The organism is Cellulosimicrobium sp. SJTW-1 (genome assembly GCF_047716875.1).
Taxonomy (GTDB): domain Bacteria; phylum Actinomycetota; class Actinomycetes; order Actinomycetales; family Cellulomonadaceae; genus Cellulosimicrobium; species Cellulosimicrobium funkei.
In genome coordinates this window covers 4176736-4191211 of sequence record NZ_CP136680.1, presented here as the reverse complement: position 1 = coordinate 4191211, position 14476 = coordinate 4176736, and the positions used below count along the sequence as shown (strand labels likewise).

The window sequence follows — 14476 nt, the reverse complement described above, 5'->3', positions numbered from 1 at the left end:
CCATGGTGCGGTGGCGCGAGCACGGCTCGCGCCACCGTGCGTACGAAGGACTCGACCATGACCTCACTGACCGGCGCACCCGTGCGCCGACGTCGCTTCTTGGGCACGGAACGACCCGCCGGGTACTGGTGGTACATCGTCCCGGGAGCGCTCGGCTTCCTCGCGGTGGTGCTCGTCCCGTTCGCGATGAACATCTTCTACAGCCTCACCACCTGGAGCGGGGTGGGCGACCCGCAGTTCGTCGGGCTCGACAACTACACCCAGCTCATGGGCGACGCGACGTTCTGGACCTCGTTCCGCAACAGCGCGTTCTTCGTCGTCGCGATGGCCGTGATTCCCACGGCGATCGGTGTGGTCGTGGCCGCCGTCCTGTTCGACTTCATCGCCCCGCGGTTCGGGACCCGCACCTCGAGCCTGCTGCGCTCGCTCTTCTACCTGCCCCAGATCCTGCCGATCGCGGTTGCGGGCGTGCTGTGGAAGTGGATGTACCAGCCCGAGTACGGGATCATCAACACCCTGCTCAGCGCCGTCGGCCTCGACGGGCTGCGCCAGAACTGGCTCGGCGACTCCGACCTGGCCATCTATTCGGTGATGAACGTGCTGATCTGGCTCCAGATCGGCTACACGGTCGTGCTGTTCATGGCCGGCCTGTCCCGCGTCGACCCGGCCCTGCACGAGGCCGCAGAGCTTGACGGCGCCGGATGGTGGCAGCGGTTCCGCATGATCACCCTCGTCCAGCTGCGGCCCGAGATCGCCGTCGTGCTCATCACGACGTCCGTCGCCGCGCTCAAGGTCTTCGCCCCCATCTACGTACTCACCAAGGGCGGGCCCGGCACGAGCACGATCGTGCCCGCGTACTTCTCGTTCTCCAACTTCTTCACCACCACGCGCGTCGGGTACGGCGCCGCGGTCGCCACCGTCCTCGCCCTCCTCGTGACGGTCATCGCGATCGCGCTCCTGCGCTACCAGACCCGGACCACAGAAGGGTTCGACGATGACGGTCGATAACCTCGCCCGCGGCGCCACCGTCCCGACCACCGGCGACGTCAGCCCGGCACCCGCCGCGCCCCTGCGCACCCGAGGCGGCTCGCGCACCCGGCGCCGCGTCAGCGGCTGGATCGTGCTCGTCGTGGTCTTCGTTGCGGCACTGCTGATGATCTTCCCGTTCTGGATCGCGCTCATCAACGGGTTCAAGCCCGCCGCCGAGTACATCCAAGATGGTCCGATCTCGCTGCCCAGCGAGCTCGACTTCTCCGCGCTCGTCGACTTCTGGCGCGGCGTCGACTTCAACCGCAAGCTCCTCAACAGCGTCGTCATCTCCGGCTCCGTCGCGCTCATCGCCGCGGTGCTCTCGCTGCTCAGCGCGTTCGCGATCGGCATCGGTCGGATCAAGGGACGGGTGTGGATCCTCGCGGTCTTCATGGTCGCGTTCACCATCCCCCAGGAGGCGCTGGTCTACCCCCTGTTCGTCCTGACCCGCGACCTCGGGCTCTACGACACCCTGGCCGGCGTCATCATCATCCTCGCGGTCCTGCAGAGCGCGTTCGGGACCTACATGCTCTCCTCCGTCCTGGGCGCGTTCCCCCAGGAGGTGCTCGAGGCCGCACGCCTGGACGGCGCGAGCCGGCGCCAGATCCTGGGCCGGATCGTGTTCCCCCTGACCCGGCCCACACTGTCGGTGCTCGTCACGTTCTTCTTCATCTGGACGTGGAACGACTTCTTCCTGCCCCTGATCCTGCTCCCGTCGGCGAAGAACCAGACCGTTTCGGTCTCCCTCGGCGCGCTCTCGGGCCAGTACACCTCCGACCCCACGGCCCTGGCTGCAGCCTCGCTCGCTGGCATCCTGCCCGCCCTGGTCTTCTTCTTCATCTTCCAGCGCACCCTCATGCGAGGCGTCAACCTCGGCGCCGTGAAGTAGCACCCCACCGCCTCCTGGCCCGGTGACCGCGCCCCCGGCACCGGGCCAGGACCTCGCGCGATCCCGGTCGAGCCCGGGCCTGCGCCGACCCACCACGAAGGACAGCACCATGACGCTCACCCAGCCCGACCACGCCACGACCACGACCGACCCCCAGTGGTGGAAGAGCGCCGTCGTCTACCAGATCTACCCCCGGTCCTTCGCCGACTCCAACGGCGACGGCATCGGCGACCTCCCGGGCATCCGCTCGCGCCTGGACCACCTGCAGCGCCTGGGCATCGACGTCATCTGGCTGTCCCCGATCTACCGCTCCCCGCACGCCGACAACGGCTACGACATCGCCGACTACCAGGACATCGACCCCGTCTTCGGCACCCTCGCCGACTTCGACGCCCTCCTCGCCGACGTGCACGAGCGCGGCATGAAGCTCGTCATGGACCTCGTCGTCAACCACACCAGCGACGAGCACCCCTGGTTCGTCGAGTCCCGATCCAGCACCGACAGCCCCAAGCGCGACTGGTACTGGTGGCGACCCGCCCGTGACGGCTTCGCACCCGGCGACCCGGGCGCCGAACCGACGAACTGGGAGTCCTTCTTCTCCGGCCCGACCTGGACCCTCGACGAGAACACCGGCGAGTACTACCTGCACCTGTTCGACCCCAAGCAGCCCGACCTCAACTGGGAGAACCCCGAGGTCCGCCAAGCCGTCTACACGATGATGCGCTGGTGGCTGGACCGCGGCGTCGACGGGTTCCGCATGGACGTCATCAACCTCATCTCCAAGGACACCGCACTGCCCGATGGCGCACCCGGCGCCAACGGCCTCGGCAACGGCTTCCCCCACTACGCCAACGGGCCACGCATCCACGAGTTCATGCAGGAGATGCACCGCGAGGTCTTCGACGGCCGCGACGGCGAGCACCTCACCGTCGGAGAGATGCCCGGCGTCACCTGGCAGGACGCAGTTCTGTTCACCGACCCCGCGCGCCACGAGCTCGACATGGTCTTCCAGTTCGAGCACGTCAACCTCGACCACGGGCCCGGCGGCAAGTTCGACCCCCGCCCGCTGCAGATCTCCGATCTCAAGGCGTCCCTCGGACGTTGGCAGCGCGAGCTTGGCACGACCGGCTGGAACAGCCTCTACCTCGGCAACCACGATCAGCCGCGCAGTGTCTCCAGGTTCGGCGACGACGGCCTGCACTGGCGTGAGTCCGCCACCGCGCTGGCTACCGTGCTGCACCTGCACCGCGGCACCCCCTACGTCTACCAGGGTGAAGAGATCGGCATGACCAACGTGCCTTTCGCCGGCGTCGACGCGCTGCGTGACGTCGAGTCGCTCAACCACTACCGCGAAGCCGTCGCCGCCGGCCAGGACCCCGAGAAGGTCCTGGCGGCCATCCGCCACATCGGCCGCGACAACGCGCGCACTCCCGTGCAGTGGGACAACAGCCCGCAAGCCGGTTTCACCATCGGAACCCCGTGGATCGACGTCAACCCGAACCACACGTGGCTCAACGCCGCCGCCCAGCACGACGACCCGGCGTCGATCTACCACCATTACCGTCGCCTCATCGAGCTGCGGCACACCCTGCCCGTCGTTGCGCACGGCGACTTCACCATGCTCCTGGCGTACCACCCGACCGTGTACGCCTACCAACGCCACCATGAGGACACCACACTGCTCATCGTGGCGAACCTCGCCGGCGAGGCGAGCGCCATCGAGATCGACGTCGAGCCGTACCACCTGCTCCTGAGCAACACCGAGAACTACACGGCGCCCACCAGCGAGCAACTCACGCTCCAGCCCTGGGAAGCCAGGGTCTACATCACGACATCGCCCCGATGACTGTGGCCGCTCACGGCTCGACCGCGCCGCGTGCAGAAGGCCCGAGTCGTGAGCGGGCCGGTGCTCGAGGGCGTGTCGGCGTTGCGACGAACCACCGCGACGCTAGTCAGCTCATGCGCTCGGCGAGCTGGTCGAAGAACTCGGCGAGCATCTCGTTCGCGCCGTCCCTGCTGAGCTCGGCCCCACCGAACCGGTAGACCTCGTACCCGGCTAGCCTGAGCCGACGATCCTCCGCGACCAGGTCGCTGTACAGGCTGGGGCTCGCGATCTCGCCCTTCGCATAGTGCTGCTTCCCATCGACCTCGATAACGACGCGGTGCCTGCTGGAGAACAGGATGAGAAAGTCCATCCGCTGTCGCGCCAGCGGGCTGCCGGGTTGCCCGGCAGCCCGCCGGGCAAGCTGGGTCGCGGGGTCGAAATGCAGGTAGACCTGCGGGATCAGAGCCGGAATCTCGAACTGTCCCTTGTAGCGCTTCGCGTAGGCGTTGAAGACGCGGAGCTCGACCGGGTTGTCTCCCAGGGATGCCAGCAGGCGATTGTGCAGATCCATGCCGACATCTCGATCACTCGCGGTATCGGCGAAGCCCTGACGTGCTCGCCACCACTCGATCAGATTGCCGAACGTCAGGCCATCGGCAGGGATCGGCTGGTCGTAGACGAGGCAGTACTCGGCGTTGCGGACGATCTCGATGTCGTTGTTGACGGCGTCGCGCAGTACCAACTCGGGCTTGGGTCCGTTCGCGGCGAAGATCAGATTCTTCGCCGGTGTACCCACACCGCCACCGCGGTCGTACTCGTCGAGTAGCGCAGTCAGGTTGGCGACGGCGCCGGCGGTGATGTCGAGTTCGTTGACGATGCGGCGCGCGAGGGCAACAAGACGGGGGAGGTCCCAGCCCGAGGTGTACTCCTGGATGACATCGCGTTTGCTGAAGTCGCCGTCATCCGGTCGAAGATCCGTGTTCGTCCACGGCAACCGAAGCTCCTCGGCGAGAACCGTCTCGAGGTCGCGCCGCGTATACCTGCCAATGAGCGCGTCCTCAACGGCGCTCCGGATCGTACGCGACGATACCTTCGTCGGCATCTTTGGGGAGCCGACGTGCCCTGCGTGGATAAAGCTGAACCCGGTCACAGCACCATTGTCCCGGTCGCTGACCGCAGCGCTTGGCCCTTGGCCGTTGCACAGCCTAGGAGCCACTGCCTCCCCGTCTGGGGCTCTCTGGAGCTGGCGTCATAGGTCGGCGGTGAGCTCCCGGAGCGCTCTCGACCGCGACCTTGGGGTGTCGCAGGAGATGGAAGCGCAGGGCCTTTCGTCTGCGTCGAAGTGCTGGGCGCTGCTTCTTCGGTGTTGTGGGGAGGGCGCGGTCGATCTCGTCGAGAGCTTCGAGCAGTTCCATTCGTCGCCGGTAGTAGGTGCTGCGGCAGGTGACGCCGCAGAAGGCTGCTGGCCGCCCATCCAGCGGTAGTTGGCAGAGGTTCGTGCAACTGGGGTTCATGCAGCGGAGCGGCTCGTAGAGCCGCGCGTCGTTCATCACGGGTGCCCTCGTGCAGCTCGTTGAGGCTGCCGCGTCGTGGCGGCTGGTCAAGCCGCCGTGCTGGTTGGTAGCCGGTCGGATCGTGTCGATGATCAACGATTCCATCCCCTTCCGGACGTGGATGAGTCTAGTTGGGAGCATCCTGCTAGCAACTTCAAGGAAGCCAGACCCTCGTGCTCGCGCCACCGGTGCAACGGATCATGTCTATCGCTTGGAGCGCTTTGGGACTACGCTCGGACATGCCGCCCGTGGGCGGTTGAGCCTGCGTGAGAACGCAAGTGGGGTGCCGCTGCGCTAACAGCGACACCCCGTTGACGGCTCTGATGTGTCCGGAGAAGACGAAGGGCCGTCGATGGCCAGTCTAGGGTGCGTGGTCCCGGGACTGCTGCAGGATCCGTTGACACGGGTTTGGTGGTGATCATGCCGCAAGCGCGGCGTTCTGGGCGGTGAAGGCGAGCTCGTACTCCACGGGGGTGAGTTTGCCGAGGGCGCGCTGGCGTCGGCGCCGGTTGTAGGTGCGTTCGATCCAGAACACGATCGCGTCGTGCAGTTGGTCGCGGGTGGCCCAGCGGCGACGGTTCAGGACGTTCTTTTGCAGCAGTGCGTGCCAGGACTCCATGGCGGCGTTGTCTCCGGCGGAGGCGACCCGTCCCATTGATCCCTGCAGGCCGGCGGCAGCAAGGACGGCCCGGAAGCTGCGCGCTCGAAATTGCGCTCCGCGGTCCGAGTGGACCACCACGACGCCGCTCGGGGCGCGACGGGCGACGGCGGTGCGTAGCGCGGTGACGGCGAGCTGGGCGGTCATGCGCTCGTCGATCGCGTAGCCGACGATGCGGTTGGAGAACAGGTCCTTGATCGCGCAGCAGTAGAGCTTGCCCTCGCCGGTGGGGTGCTCGGTGATGTCGGTGACCCAGACCTGGTCCGGCTCGGCCGCGGTGAAGTTGCGTTGGACGTGGTCGTCGTGGACCGCCGGGCCCGGAGTCTTGCCGGTCCCGCGCCTGCCCTTGCGCACGGTCACCGACCACAGCTTCTGCGCCGAGCACAACCGCCAGACCCGCCGCTCGCCGACGTCGTGACCGGCGCGCTCGAGCTCGTCGGCGAGGAACCGGTAGCCGAACTCCGGGTCGTCGCCGTGGGCGTCGATCAACGCGTTGGTCAGGTGAGCGTCTTCCAGGTCGCGGTCGCTGACCGGGTTGGCCGCCCAGGCGTAGTAGGCCTGCCTGGAGTGGCCGAGCACCCCGCAGGTCAGCCGCACGGGGATGCCCTCGGCGGCCAGGTCACGGACCAGCGGGTAGCTCATTTTGGGAGCGATCCAGCGGCGAAGTATGCGGCCGCGCGGCGCAGGATCTCGTTCTCCATCTCCAATCGACGCTTCTCCCGGCGCAGCTGGACCAGCTCGTTCTGCTCACTGGTCGTCTGACCATCGGTGACACCGTCGTCGATGTCGGCCTGGCGCACCCAGCGCCTTACCGACTCCACAGAGATGTCGAAGTCGGACGCGACCTCGGCGTGCGTCAGGTCGCCGCGTCGAGCGACCCGCACGACGTCACGCTTGAACTCAGGTGGGAACTTCTTGGGCACAGCGACATCCTTCCAGCAGGACCTCGTCCCGCAGATGGAGTGTCAACCGATCCTGCAGCAGTCCCCCCGGAGTTCATCCTGTTGGGAGCGAAGGCTGTTTCTCCACTCCAGCACGCGGGCGCGAACTGGCGTTTGGCCCGCCTGTGATCGCTGCAACCTACTTTTCGCGACCCCCGCGACACGCCCGAGATCACGCAGAGTACAGCGGCGTGTCCGCGAAATCTGAGCTGCACGTCGACAGTTGTTGCCGAGATGTAGGCCACTTTGATCGATCCTGCGTGGAGTACACCCTGACGCCGCTCCGATGCTCGCGGGTGTCGAGATGCCATGGAGTTCGTCGCATCACCGCTCCGCCTCGTTCGGTAGAACACAGCCGGGAGCTACCGACAACGAGGGCGCCTCTCGACGCAACCTGCGGGCTCAAACCGGTGGTTCGAGAGAGATCGGCGATCCGCGGCCGTGGCGTGCTGTCGCTGGGCTGCCTCTCCACAGTGCCGCTCAGGGCTCGACGCGCCATCGACGAGTCGTCTGAGCCCGCTGGGAGAGCGTCACCGACACGAGGGCAAGGATCACCACCCCTGCGTTGGCGGCGAGGGTGCCCGCCCAGGTCGTCGGCGGGATGCCGAGGGTGAAGCTGGCGGCGTTGAACACCGTGTGGGTGAGGATGCACAGGAGCACCCCGTTCGTGCCCGCCACCCGGAAGATCGCGCCGTAGAGGAAGCGGAACGCCATGACCTGGACCGCGAACATCCAGAAGTCGATCTGACCGGACTCGTGGTTGGTGCCGGGGATGAAGAAGAGCGGCACGTGCCAGAGGAGCCAGATGATCCCGACCACCAGCGAGGACGAGACGAACCCCCATCGCTGATCGAGCCCGGGTTGCAGCGCGGTCATCCAGCCGGCCTCCTCCATGCCGCCGATGACGAGGTTGCCCGGCAGGGACAGGAAGAACATGAACCACGGGAGCGCGTGCGCGGAGGGGCCGGAGACCAGCAGGTGGAGCGCGAAGTACAGTGCGAGCGCGGAGAGGGCGAGCAGAAACCCCGCGGGACGGCCGCGTACGGCGAAGACGAGCCGCAGCCACTCCCGGAGGCCTGAGACCCTCCGGTTCGCTCGCAGGACGACGTAGGAGGCGATCGCGGGCGAGAGGATGTAGAGCGCGAACGGCACGTTCGCCAGGAGCTCGGGAACCGTGGTGACGACGTTGTGCACCTCGTAGCCGGAGCGGCCCGCCACGATCAGACCGCCGGAGAGCCCGTAGGCGATCAGGAACGTGAGCGTCACGAACTGGCGAGCGATCCGTGCGTCCGTCACCCCGCAACGATAGGGCCGGCACCGCAGGCGGACGCCGCTCGTCCAGGCGCGCGGGACGACGTCGGTGCGAGAGGCCAGGACGACAGCCGCACGTCGTCGTCGGGTGGGCGCGGCCGTCCGGTCGCTGCGCGGACGAGGTGCGGTCGGGACGGCGGGTCGTCGTCCGCCGTCAGCCCGCGACCGCCATGCGCGCGAGCGCCTGGGCGGCGCGCTCCGTGACGACCGCGAGCGACGCGCCGACGTGGTGGTGCAGGGCGGTGCGAGCCTCGGGGAGCCGGTCCGCGAGCACGAGCTCGAGGATCCGGACGTGCTCGTCGACGGTGCTGCGCACGCGCTCGTCCTCGACGAAGTCGTACCGCCGCACGGCGCGCACCTTCTCGTTGACCTCCACGAGCGCCTCGGTGATCCGCTCGTTCCCGGCCGCGCGGGACAGCGCCGTGTGGAAGCGCTCGTCGAGCAGCACGAAGCCGGGGTCCGGTCGGGGAGGGGCGGCGCGGAGCTCGACCCACCGCGCGAGCTCGGCGCGCAGCACGTCCGTGTCGTGGCGCAGCCCCGGGTTCTCGATGACGCGGTCGATCCCTCGGAGCTCGAGGGTCGCGCGCAGCTCGTCGAGGTCGCGCAGCTCGGCCAGGCTCGGCACGACGACGGCGTACCCGAAGTCGGTGCGCTCGACGAGGCCGTCGGACAGCAGGCGGGACAGCGCCTCGCGCACGGGGGTGCGTGAGACGCCGAACCGTCGGCCGAGCTTGGGCTCGGTGAGCCGTTCGCGGGGGTCGACGCGCCCGTCGAGGATCTCGCCCCGCAGGCGTGCGTACACGGCGTCGCGCAGCGAGGTGGTGGCCCGTTCCGACGCGGTGACGACGTCCGTGCGGGCGCCCGGGTCGTCGGCCCGGGTCCCGGTCCGTGCTCTCACCGTCCGCACGCGCCGTCCCGTCGGTCGCCGGTGGCCACCCACCGCCCCGCGAGCACGGTGCCTACACCGCCATCGCCGGTGGCCACCCACCGCCCCGCGAGCACGGTGCCTACACCGCCATCGCCGCGCGCACGCTGTGCTCGGCGGCCTCGCCGCCCGCGCCGCGGCTCGTCACGCGCCCGGACTGCAGGACGACGTAGTCGCGTGCCGCGCCGAGCGCGAACCCGACGTGCTGCTCGACGAGCAGCACGGACAGCCCGCCGGCGTCGGTGAGCGTGAGGATCGCGTCCTCGATCTCCGTGACGACGGACGGCTGGATGCCCTCGGTGGGCTCGTCGAGCACGAGCACGCGCGGGCCGGTGAGGAGGGCGCGCGCGATGGCGAGCTGCTGGCGCTGCCCGCCGGACAGGAGCCCGGCCCGACGGCCGAGCAGCCCGCGCAGGGCGGGGAACAGGTCGAGCGCCTCGTCGAGGCGGCGCGGCCCCTCGCGCGACGTGTCGGCGACGAGCTGGAGGTTCTCCCGCGCCGTGAGGTCGCCGAACGACTGCTGCCCCTGCGGCACGTACGCGAGACCGCGCCGCACGCGCTGGTGGGTCGGGAGGCGGGTGAGGTCCTCGCCGTCGAGCACGACGCTCCCCGACCGGGCCTTGAGCAGCCCGAGCGCGGTGCGCAGGAGCGTCGTCTTGCCGGCGCCGTTGTGCCCGAGCACGGCGGCGACGCCCCCGGCGGGCACGGTGACGTCGACGCCGTGGAGCACCATGGTCCGGCCGTAGCCGGCGTGCAGGCCCGTGAGCTCGAGCATCACGCCTCCTTCTCGTCGGTCGTCGGGGCCGACGACGTCGGCGCCGCACCCCGTCGTCGGGCACCGCGGGTCGCGCCCGCGCTGCCGAGGTAGACCTCCTGCACGCGCGGGTCGGCCTGGACCTCGGCGTAGGTGCCCTCGGCGAGCACCTGCCCGAGGTGCAGCACGGTCACCGAGGACGCGAACGCCCGCAGGAACTCCATGTCGTGCTCGACGACCACGACGGTCCGCTGGGCGCCGATGCGTCGCAGCAGCTCTCCGGTCTGCTCGCGCTCGGCCTGGCTCATGCCGGCGACGGGCTCGTCGAGGAGCAGCAGCCGCGCGTCCTGGACGAGCAGCATGCCGATCTCGAGCCACTGCTTCTGCCCGTGCGCGAGGATCCCCGCCTGGACGTCGCGCAGGTGGGCGAGCCCGACGGTCTCCAGCGCCTGCTCGACGGCCGCGGGGGTCGAGGACCGGCGGCGCAGCAGCGTGAGCGGGCCCCGGCCGGCGCCGGCCGCGATGTCGAGGTTCTGCAGCACGCTCAGCTCCTCGAAGACGCTCGCGGTCTGGAACGTGCGCCCGACGCCCGCCCGCGCGATGCGGTGCGTCTTCTTCCCGAGGAGCTCGACGCCCCCGAACTGCACCGAGCCGGACGCCGTGGCGAGACCGGTGATCGCGTCGACGATCGTCGTCTTGCCCGCGCCGTTGGGCCCGATGAGGAAGCGCAGGTCGCCCGCGGTGACGGTGAGGTCGACGCCCTGGACGGCGACGAACCCGTCGAACTCGACGCGCAGCCCCCGGACCTGGAGGTAGTCGTGGCGGAAGCGCGAGTCGTCGACGCCGAGGACGGCCTGCGCGGCCTCCAGGTCGAGGCCGTCGCCCGCGACGCCGGTCTCGAGGACGGCGGCGCCGAGCGCCTCCAGGTCGGCCGCCGCGTCCGCGGCGGGCTCGGTGGGTCGGGTGGTCATGCGGTCCTCCCGGTGGTCGCGGGGTCGTGGTCGACGGCGGTCGTCCCCGAGGTGGCCGACCCGCCCGCGGTGGTGCCGCCGCCCGGGCGACCGCCCTCCGAGGCGGCGTCGCCCGCCGGGGTGGGGCCGTCGTCGGGCACGGAGGTGCTGCGCGACCGGCGCCGTCGCGTGAACAGCTCGGCGAGGCCGCCGGGCAGGAACGCGACGACGAGGATGAACAGCGCGCCCTGCGCGTAGATCCAGCCGGACGGGAACGTCTCGGACAGGCTCGTCTGCGCCCAGCTCACGGCGACGGACCCGAGCACCGGCCCGAGCAGGGTGGCCCGGCCGCCGATCGCGACCCCGATGAGGAAGCCGATCGACGGCACGACCCCCACGTCGGCGGGCGAGACGATCCCGACGATCGGCACGAACAGCGCACCGCCCACGGCGGCCATGAAGGCGGCGACGGCGTACGCGACGACCTTGACCTTCGCGGGGTCGTAGCCGAGGAACCGCACGCGGTTCTCCTGGTCGCGCACGGCGACGAGCAGCTCGCCGAACCGCGACACCATGAGCTGGCGCGCGACCGCGACCATGGCGAGGAGGGCCCCGGCGGCGAGGAAGAAGAGCATCCGCTTGTTCACGGGGTCGGCGAGGTCGTACCCGAAGAACGAGCGGAACCCGTTGAGGCCGTTGGTGCCGCCCGTCGTCGCCTGCTGGCCGACGAGGAGGATCGCGAACGCGGCCGCGAGCGCCTGCGAGAGGATCGCGAAGTACGCGCCCCGCACGCGCCGCGTGAAGACGGCGAACCCGAGCAGCGCGGCGAGGCCCGCGGGTACGACCACGATGGCGAGGATCGTCACGACGGGCGACCGGAACGGCTCCCACCAGCCCGGGACCTCGCCCGAGCCGTAGAGCATCATGAAGTCCGGGACGCCGTCCGGCCCGGCGTCCGCGAGCTTGAGGTGCATCGCCATGAGGTACGCGCCGAGGCCGAAGAACACGCCCTGGCCGAGCGTGAGCATCCCGCCGCGGCCCCACGCGAGCCCGATGCCGACGGCGACCATGGCGAGGCACAGGAACTTCCCCAGCAGGCCGAGCCGGAACGTGGAGAGCGTCGCGGGCGCGACGGCGAACAGCAGGACCGCGGCGACGGCGAACCCGACGACGACGCGGGCGCGCGACGAGCGGTACAGGGCGGCGAGCCGCGACGGGCTCCCGGTCGTGACGGCGGTCATGCGAGGCTCCTCGTCCGGACCGACACGAGGCCCTGGGGTCGCACCTGGAGGAAGACGACGATGACGACGAACACGAGCACCTTGGCGATGCTCGCGGTCGTCGAGTACTCGAAGGTGGCCTGGAGCAGCCCGAGCGCGAACGCCGCGACGACCGTGCCCTTGATCTGCCCGATGCCGCCCGCCACGACGACGAGGAACGCGTCGACGACGTAGCTCGTCCCGAGCGTGGGCCCGATGGACCCGAGCAGGGTGAGCGCGACGCCCGCGATCCCCGCGAGACCCGAGCCGACGAAGAACGTGAGGCGGTCGGTCGCGCGGGTGGAGACCCCGCTCGCCTCGGCGAGGTCCCGGTTCTGCACGACGGCGCGGATCCGCCGCCCGAGCGGCGTCACCTTGAGAACGACGGCCAGCGCGACGACCGCGACGACGGCGAGCGCCAGGATGAACACGCGCGTCTTCGGGACGGCGAGGCCGAACAGGTCGACCGCGCCGCTCAGCCAGGCGGGGGCACGCACGTCGACGTTGGGGGCGCCGAACACGTCGCGCGCGACCTGCTGGAGCACGAGCGCGACGCCCCAGGTCACGAGCAGGGTGTCGAGCGGCCGCTTGTACATGCGGTGGATGAGCGTCGCCTCGAGCAGCAGGCCCAGCAGCCCGCCGACGAGGAACCCGAGCGGCAGCGACACGAGGAGCGAGAGCCCGGCGTTCCCGACGACCCCCTGCACGACGAACGCCGTGTAGGCGCCCGCCATCATGAACTCGCCGTGCGCCATGTTGATGACGCCCATCTGACCGAACGTGAGCGCCAGCCCGAGGGCGGCGAGGAGCAGGACCGAGCCGAGGCTCAGGCCCGCGAAGAGCTGCGAGAACAGCACGTCCATGGGCGTTCGTGCCTTCCGGTGGGTGCGGAGGAGGACGGGTGACGTGACCGCCGAGGTGGGGGGCGGGGGTGCGCGTGCCGGGTCGTGGCGGGTCTGGCCGAGGGAGACTCCGTAGTGAGCTTGCGAACGGAGGAGGATCCCGACCGAGAACACGGGAGCCCGCGAGGAACGAGCGGGCGGATGGTAGACCCGGCACGCGCACCCCCGGTCCCCGCCGGACTCAGCGGGTCGGGAGCGGCGGAGTCGTCAGGAGAGGCCCTCGGCCCAGTCGTATCCCTCGAGGTACGGGTCGGGCTCGATCGGCTCGCCCGAGCTCCACTCGGTGTAGATGAGGCCGTCGGGGCCGATCTTGCCGATCAGGGCGGTCTTCGCGACGTGGTGGTTGTCGCCGTCCACGGTGACGGACCCCTCCGGCGCGTCGAAGGTCACGCCGTCGGCGGCCTCCTGGACGTCGGCGACGTCGAACGACTCGGCCTTCTCGACCATGCCCTTCCACAGGTAGAGCGACGTGTACGCGGCCTCCATCGGGTCCGACGTCACGCGGTCGGCGCCGTACTTCGCCTGGAACGCCTCGACGAACGTGGTGTTCTCCGGGCTGTCGATGGTCTGGTAGTAGTTCCAGGCCGTGAGCTGGCCCTCGACGTTCTCGATGCCGACGCCGCCGACCTCCTCCTCGGCGATCGACACCGACACGACGGGCATCGTGTCCGGGCCGAGCCCGGCGTTCTTGTACTCCTTGAAGAACGCGACGTTGGAGTCGCCGTTGAGCGTGTTGAACACGGCGTCGGCCCCGGCGGACCTCACCTTGTTGACGATCGTGGAGAAGTCGGTGTGGCCGAGGGGCGCGTACTCCTCGCCGAGGACCTCGATGCCGTGGGCCTCCGCGTAGGCGTTGATGATCTTGTTCGCGGTGCGGGGGAAGACGTAGTCGGAGCCGACGAGGAAGATCGACGTGACGCCCTGCTCCTTGAGGTAGTCGAGCGCGGGGACGATCTGCTGGTTCGTCGTCGCGCCGGTGTAGAAGATGTTCGGCGACGACTCGAGGCCCTCGTACTGGACGGGGTAGAACAGCAGGGAGTCCTGCGCCTCGAAGACGGGGAGCATCGCCTTGCGCGACGCGGAGGTCCAGCCGCCGAACACCGCGGCGACGCAGTCGCTCGTGATGAGCTTCTCCGCCTTCTCCGCGAAGACGGTGGGCTCGGACTGGCCGTCCTCCTGGACGATCTCGAGCTGCTTGCCGAGCACGCCGCCGTCGGCGTTGATCTCCTCCGCCGCGAGGGCGAGCGAGTCCGCGACGGTCTGCTCGGAGATGGCCATCGTGCCCGAGAGCGAGTTGAGGAAGCCGATCTTGACGGTGTCGCCGGAGGTGTCGACGCAGCTCTCGGCGGCGCTGGTCGTGGAGCCCCCGCCCTCGCCGGCCTCCGTCCTCGCGCCGCACGCGGTGAGCGTGAGCGCGAGCGCGACGAGGGCGGCGGCCGGGGCGAGACGGGTCGTGGCGCGTGAAGGTGTCACGAGGGTC

At 69.7% G+C, this 14476-nt stretch carries 12 protein-coding genes; 3 read left to right on the top strand and 9 right to left on the bottom strand.

Annotation, left to right across the window (positions count from 1 at the left end; translation table 11 throughout):
- Positions 1-57: 57 nt before the first annotated feature.
- From RSE42_RS18875 to RSE42_RS18865, 3 genes are all read left to right on the top strand, one after another.
- A complete protein-coding gene (locus RSE42_RS18875) occupies positions 58-1008 on the top strand; it encodes a carbohydrate ABC transporter permease (RefSeq protein ID WP_144683782.1) in 951 nt (316 codons plus the stop codon).
- Complete coding sequence (locus RSE42_RS18870; protein WP_415297537.1) at positions 995-1918, top strand: carbohydrate ABC transporter permease; 924 nt, start codon at positions 995-997, stop codon at positions 1916-1918. Before RSE42_RS18875 ends, RSE42_RS18870 begins: the two co-directional genes overlap by 14 nt.
- Positions 1919-2027: 109 nt before the next feature.
- Positions 2028-3764, top strand: a complete 1737-nt coding sequence (locus tag RSE42_RS18865; RefSeq protein ID WP_415297536.1) for a glycoside hydrolase family 13 protein — start codon at positions 2028-2030, stop codon at positions 3762-3764.
- A gap of 106 nt (positions 3765-3870) precedes the next feature.
- Here the strand turns inward: RSE42_RS18865 and RSE42_RS18860 are convergent, their stop codons facing one another.
- The 9 genes from RSE42_RS18860 to urtA form a co-directional block, all read right to left on the bottom strand.
- Positions 3871-4893: a hypothetical protein gene (locus RSE42_RS18860; protein WP_415297535.1), complete on the bottom strand. Its 1023-nt coding sequence runs from the start codon at positions 4891-4893 to the stop codon at positions 3871-3873.
- 821 nt (positions 4894-5714) lie between these two features.
- Positions 5715-6877 (bottom strand): IS3 family transposase gene (locus RSE42_RS18855; protein ID WP_255218762.1). Its coding sequence is split into 2 segments (ribosomal slippage): positions 5715-6610 and positions 6610-6877, totalling 1164 coding nucleotides; the frame shifts between segments, so codons are not numbered across the junction.
- A 498-nt stretch (positions 6878-7375) separates the two neighbouring features.
- A complete protein-coding gene (locus RSE42_RS18850) occupies positions 7376-8191 on the bottom strand; it encodes a CPBP family intramembrane glutamic endopeptidase (protein ID WP_415297534.1) in 816 nt (271 codons plus the stop codon).
- A 169-nt stretch (positions 8192-8360) separates the two neighbouring features.
- Positions 8361-9104, bottom strand: a complete 744-nt coding sequence (locus RSE42_RS18845; protein ID WP_415297533.1) for a GntR family transcriptional regulator — start codon at positions 9102-9104, stop codon at positions 8361-8363.
- A 109-nt stretch (positions 9105-9213) separates the two neighbouring features.
- A complete protein-coding gene (urtE, locus tag RSE42_RS18840; RefSeq protein ID WP_061268117.1) occupies positions 9214-9906 on the bottom strand; it encodes an urea ABC transporter ATP-binding subunit UrtE in 693 nt (230 codons plus the stop codon).
- Positions 9906-10856 (bottom strand): urea ABC transporter ATP-binding protein UrtD, encoded by a 951-nt coding sequence (gene urtD / locus RSE42_RS18835; RefSeq protein ID WP_415297532.1) that lies wholly within the window; start codon positions 10854-10856, stop codon positions 9906-9908. Before urtD ends, urtE begins: the two co-directional genes overlap by 1 nt.
- Entirely contained in the window at positions 10853-12076 is a 1224-nt protein-coding gene (gene urtC / locus RSE42_RS18830) for an urea ABC transporter permease subunit UrtC (RefSeq protein WP_415297531.1), read from the bottom strand. Before urtC ends, urtD begins: the two co-directional genes overlap by 4 nt.
- The gene (gene urtB, locus RSE42_RS18825) at positions 12073-12957 is read right to left on the bottom strand and encodes an urea ABC transporter permease subunit UrtB (protein ID WP_021479861.1); all 885 of its coding nucleotides are present in this window, start codon (positions 12955-12957) and stop codon (positions 12073-12075) included. The genes urtC and urtB overlap by 4 nt, the downstream gene beginning before the upstream one ends.
- A gap of 246 nt (positions 12958-13203) precedes the next feature.
- On the bottom strand, positions 13204-14469 hold the full coding sequence (urtA, locus tag RSE42_RS18820) for an urea ABC transporter substrate-binding protein (RefSeq protein ID WP_021479860.1): 1266 nt from the start codon (positions 14467-14469) through the stop codon (positions 13204-13206).
- Positions 14470-14476 lie beyond the last annotated feature (7 nt).

Excerpts from the sequence above, each read along its gene's own strand:
- RSE42_RS18875 (WP_144683782.1), top strand. The coding sequence starts at position 58 with ATGACCTCACTGACCGGCGCACCCGTGCGCCGACGTCGCTTCTTGGGC.
- urtB (WP_021479861.1), bottom strand. The coding sequence starts at position 12,957 with ATGGACGTGCTGTTCTCGCAGCTCTTCGCGGGCCTGAGCCTCGGCTCG.
- urtC (WP_415297531.1), bottom strand. The coding sequence starts at position 12,076 with ATGACCGCCGTCACGACCGGGAGCCCGTCGCGGCTCGCCGCCCTGTAC.
- RSE42_RS18865 (WP_415297536.1), top strand. The coding sequence starts at position 2,028 with ATGACGCTCACCCAGCCCGACCACGCCACGACCACGACCGACCCCCAG.
- urtE (WP_061268117.1), bottom strand. The coding sequence starts at position 9,906 with ATGCTCGAGCTCACGGGCCTGCACGCCGGCTACGGCCGGACCATGGTG.
- RSE42_RS18870 (WP_415297537.1), top strand. The coding sequence starts at position 995 with ATGACGGTCGATAACCTCGCCCGCGGCGCCACCGTCCCGACCACCGGC.
- urtD (WP_415297532.1), bottom strand. The coding sequence starts at position 10,856 with ATGACCACCCGACCCACCGAGCCCGCCGCGGACGCGGCGGCCGACCTG.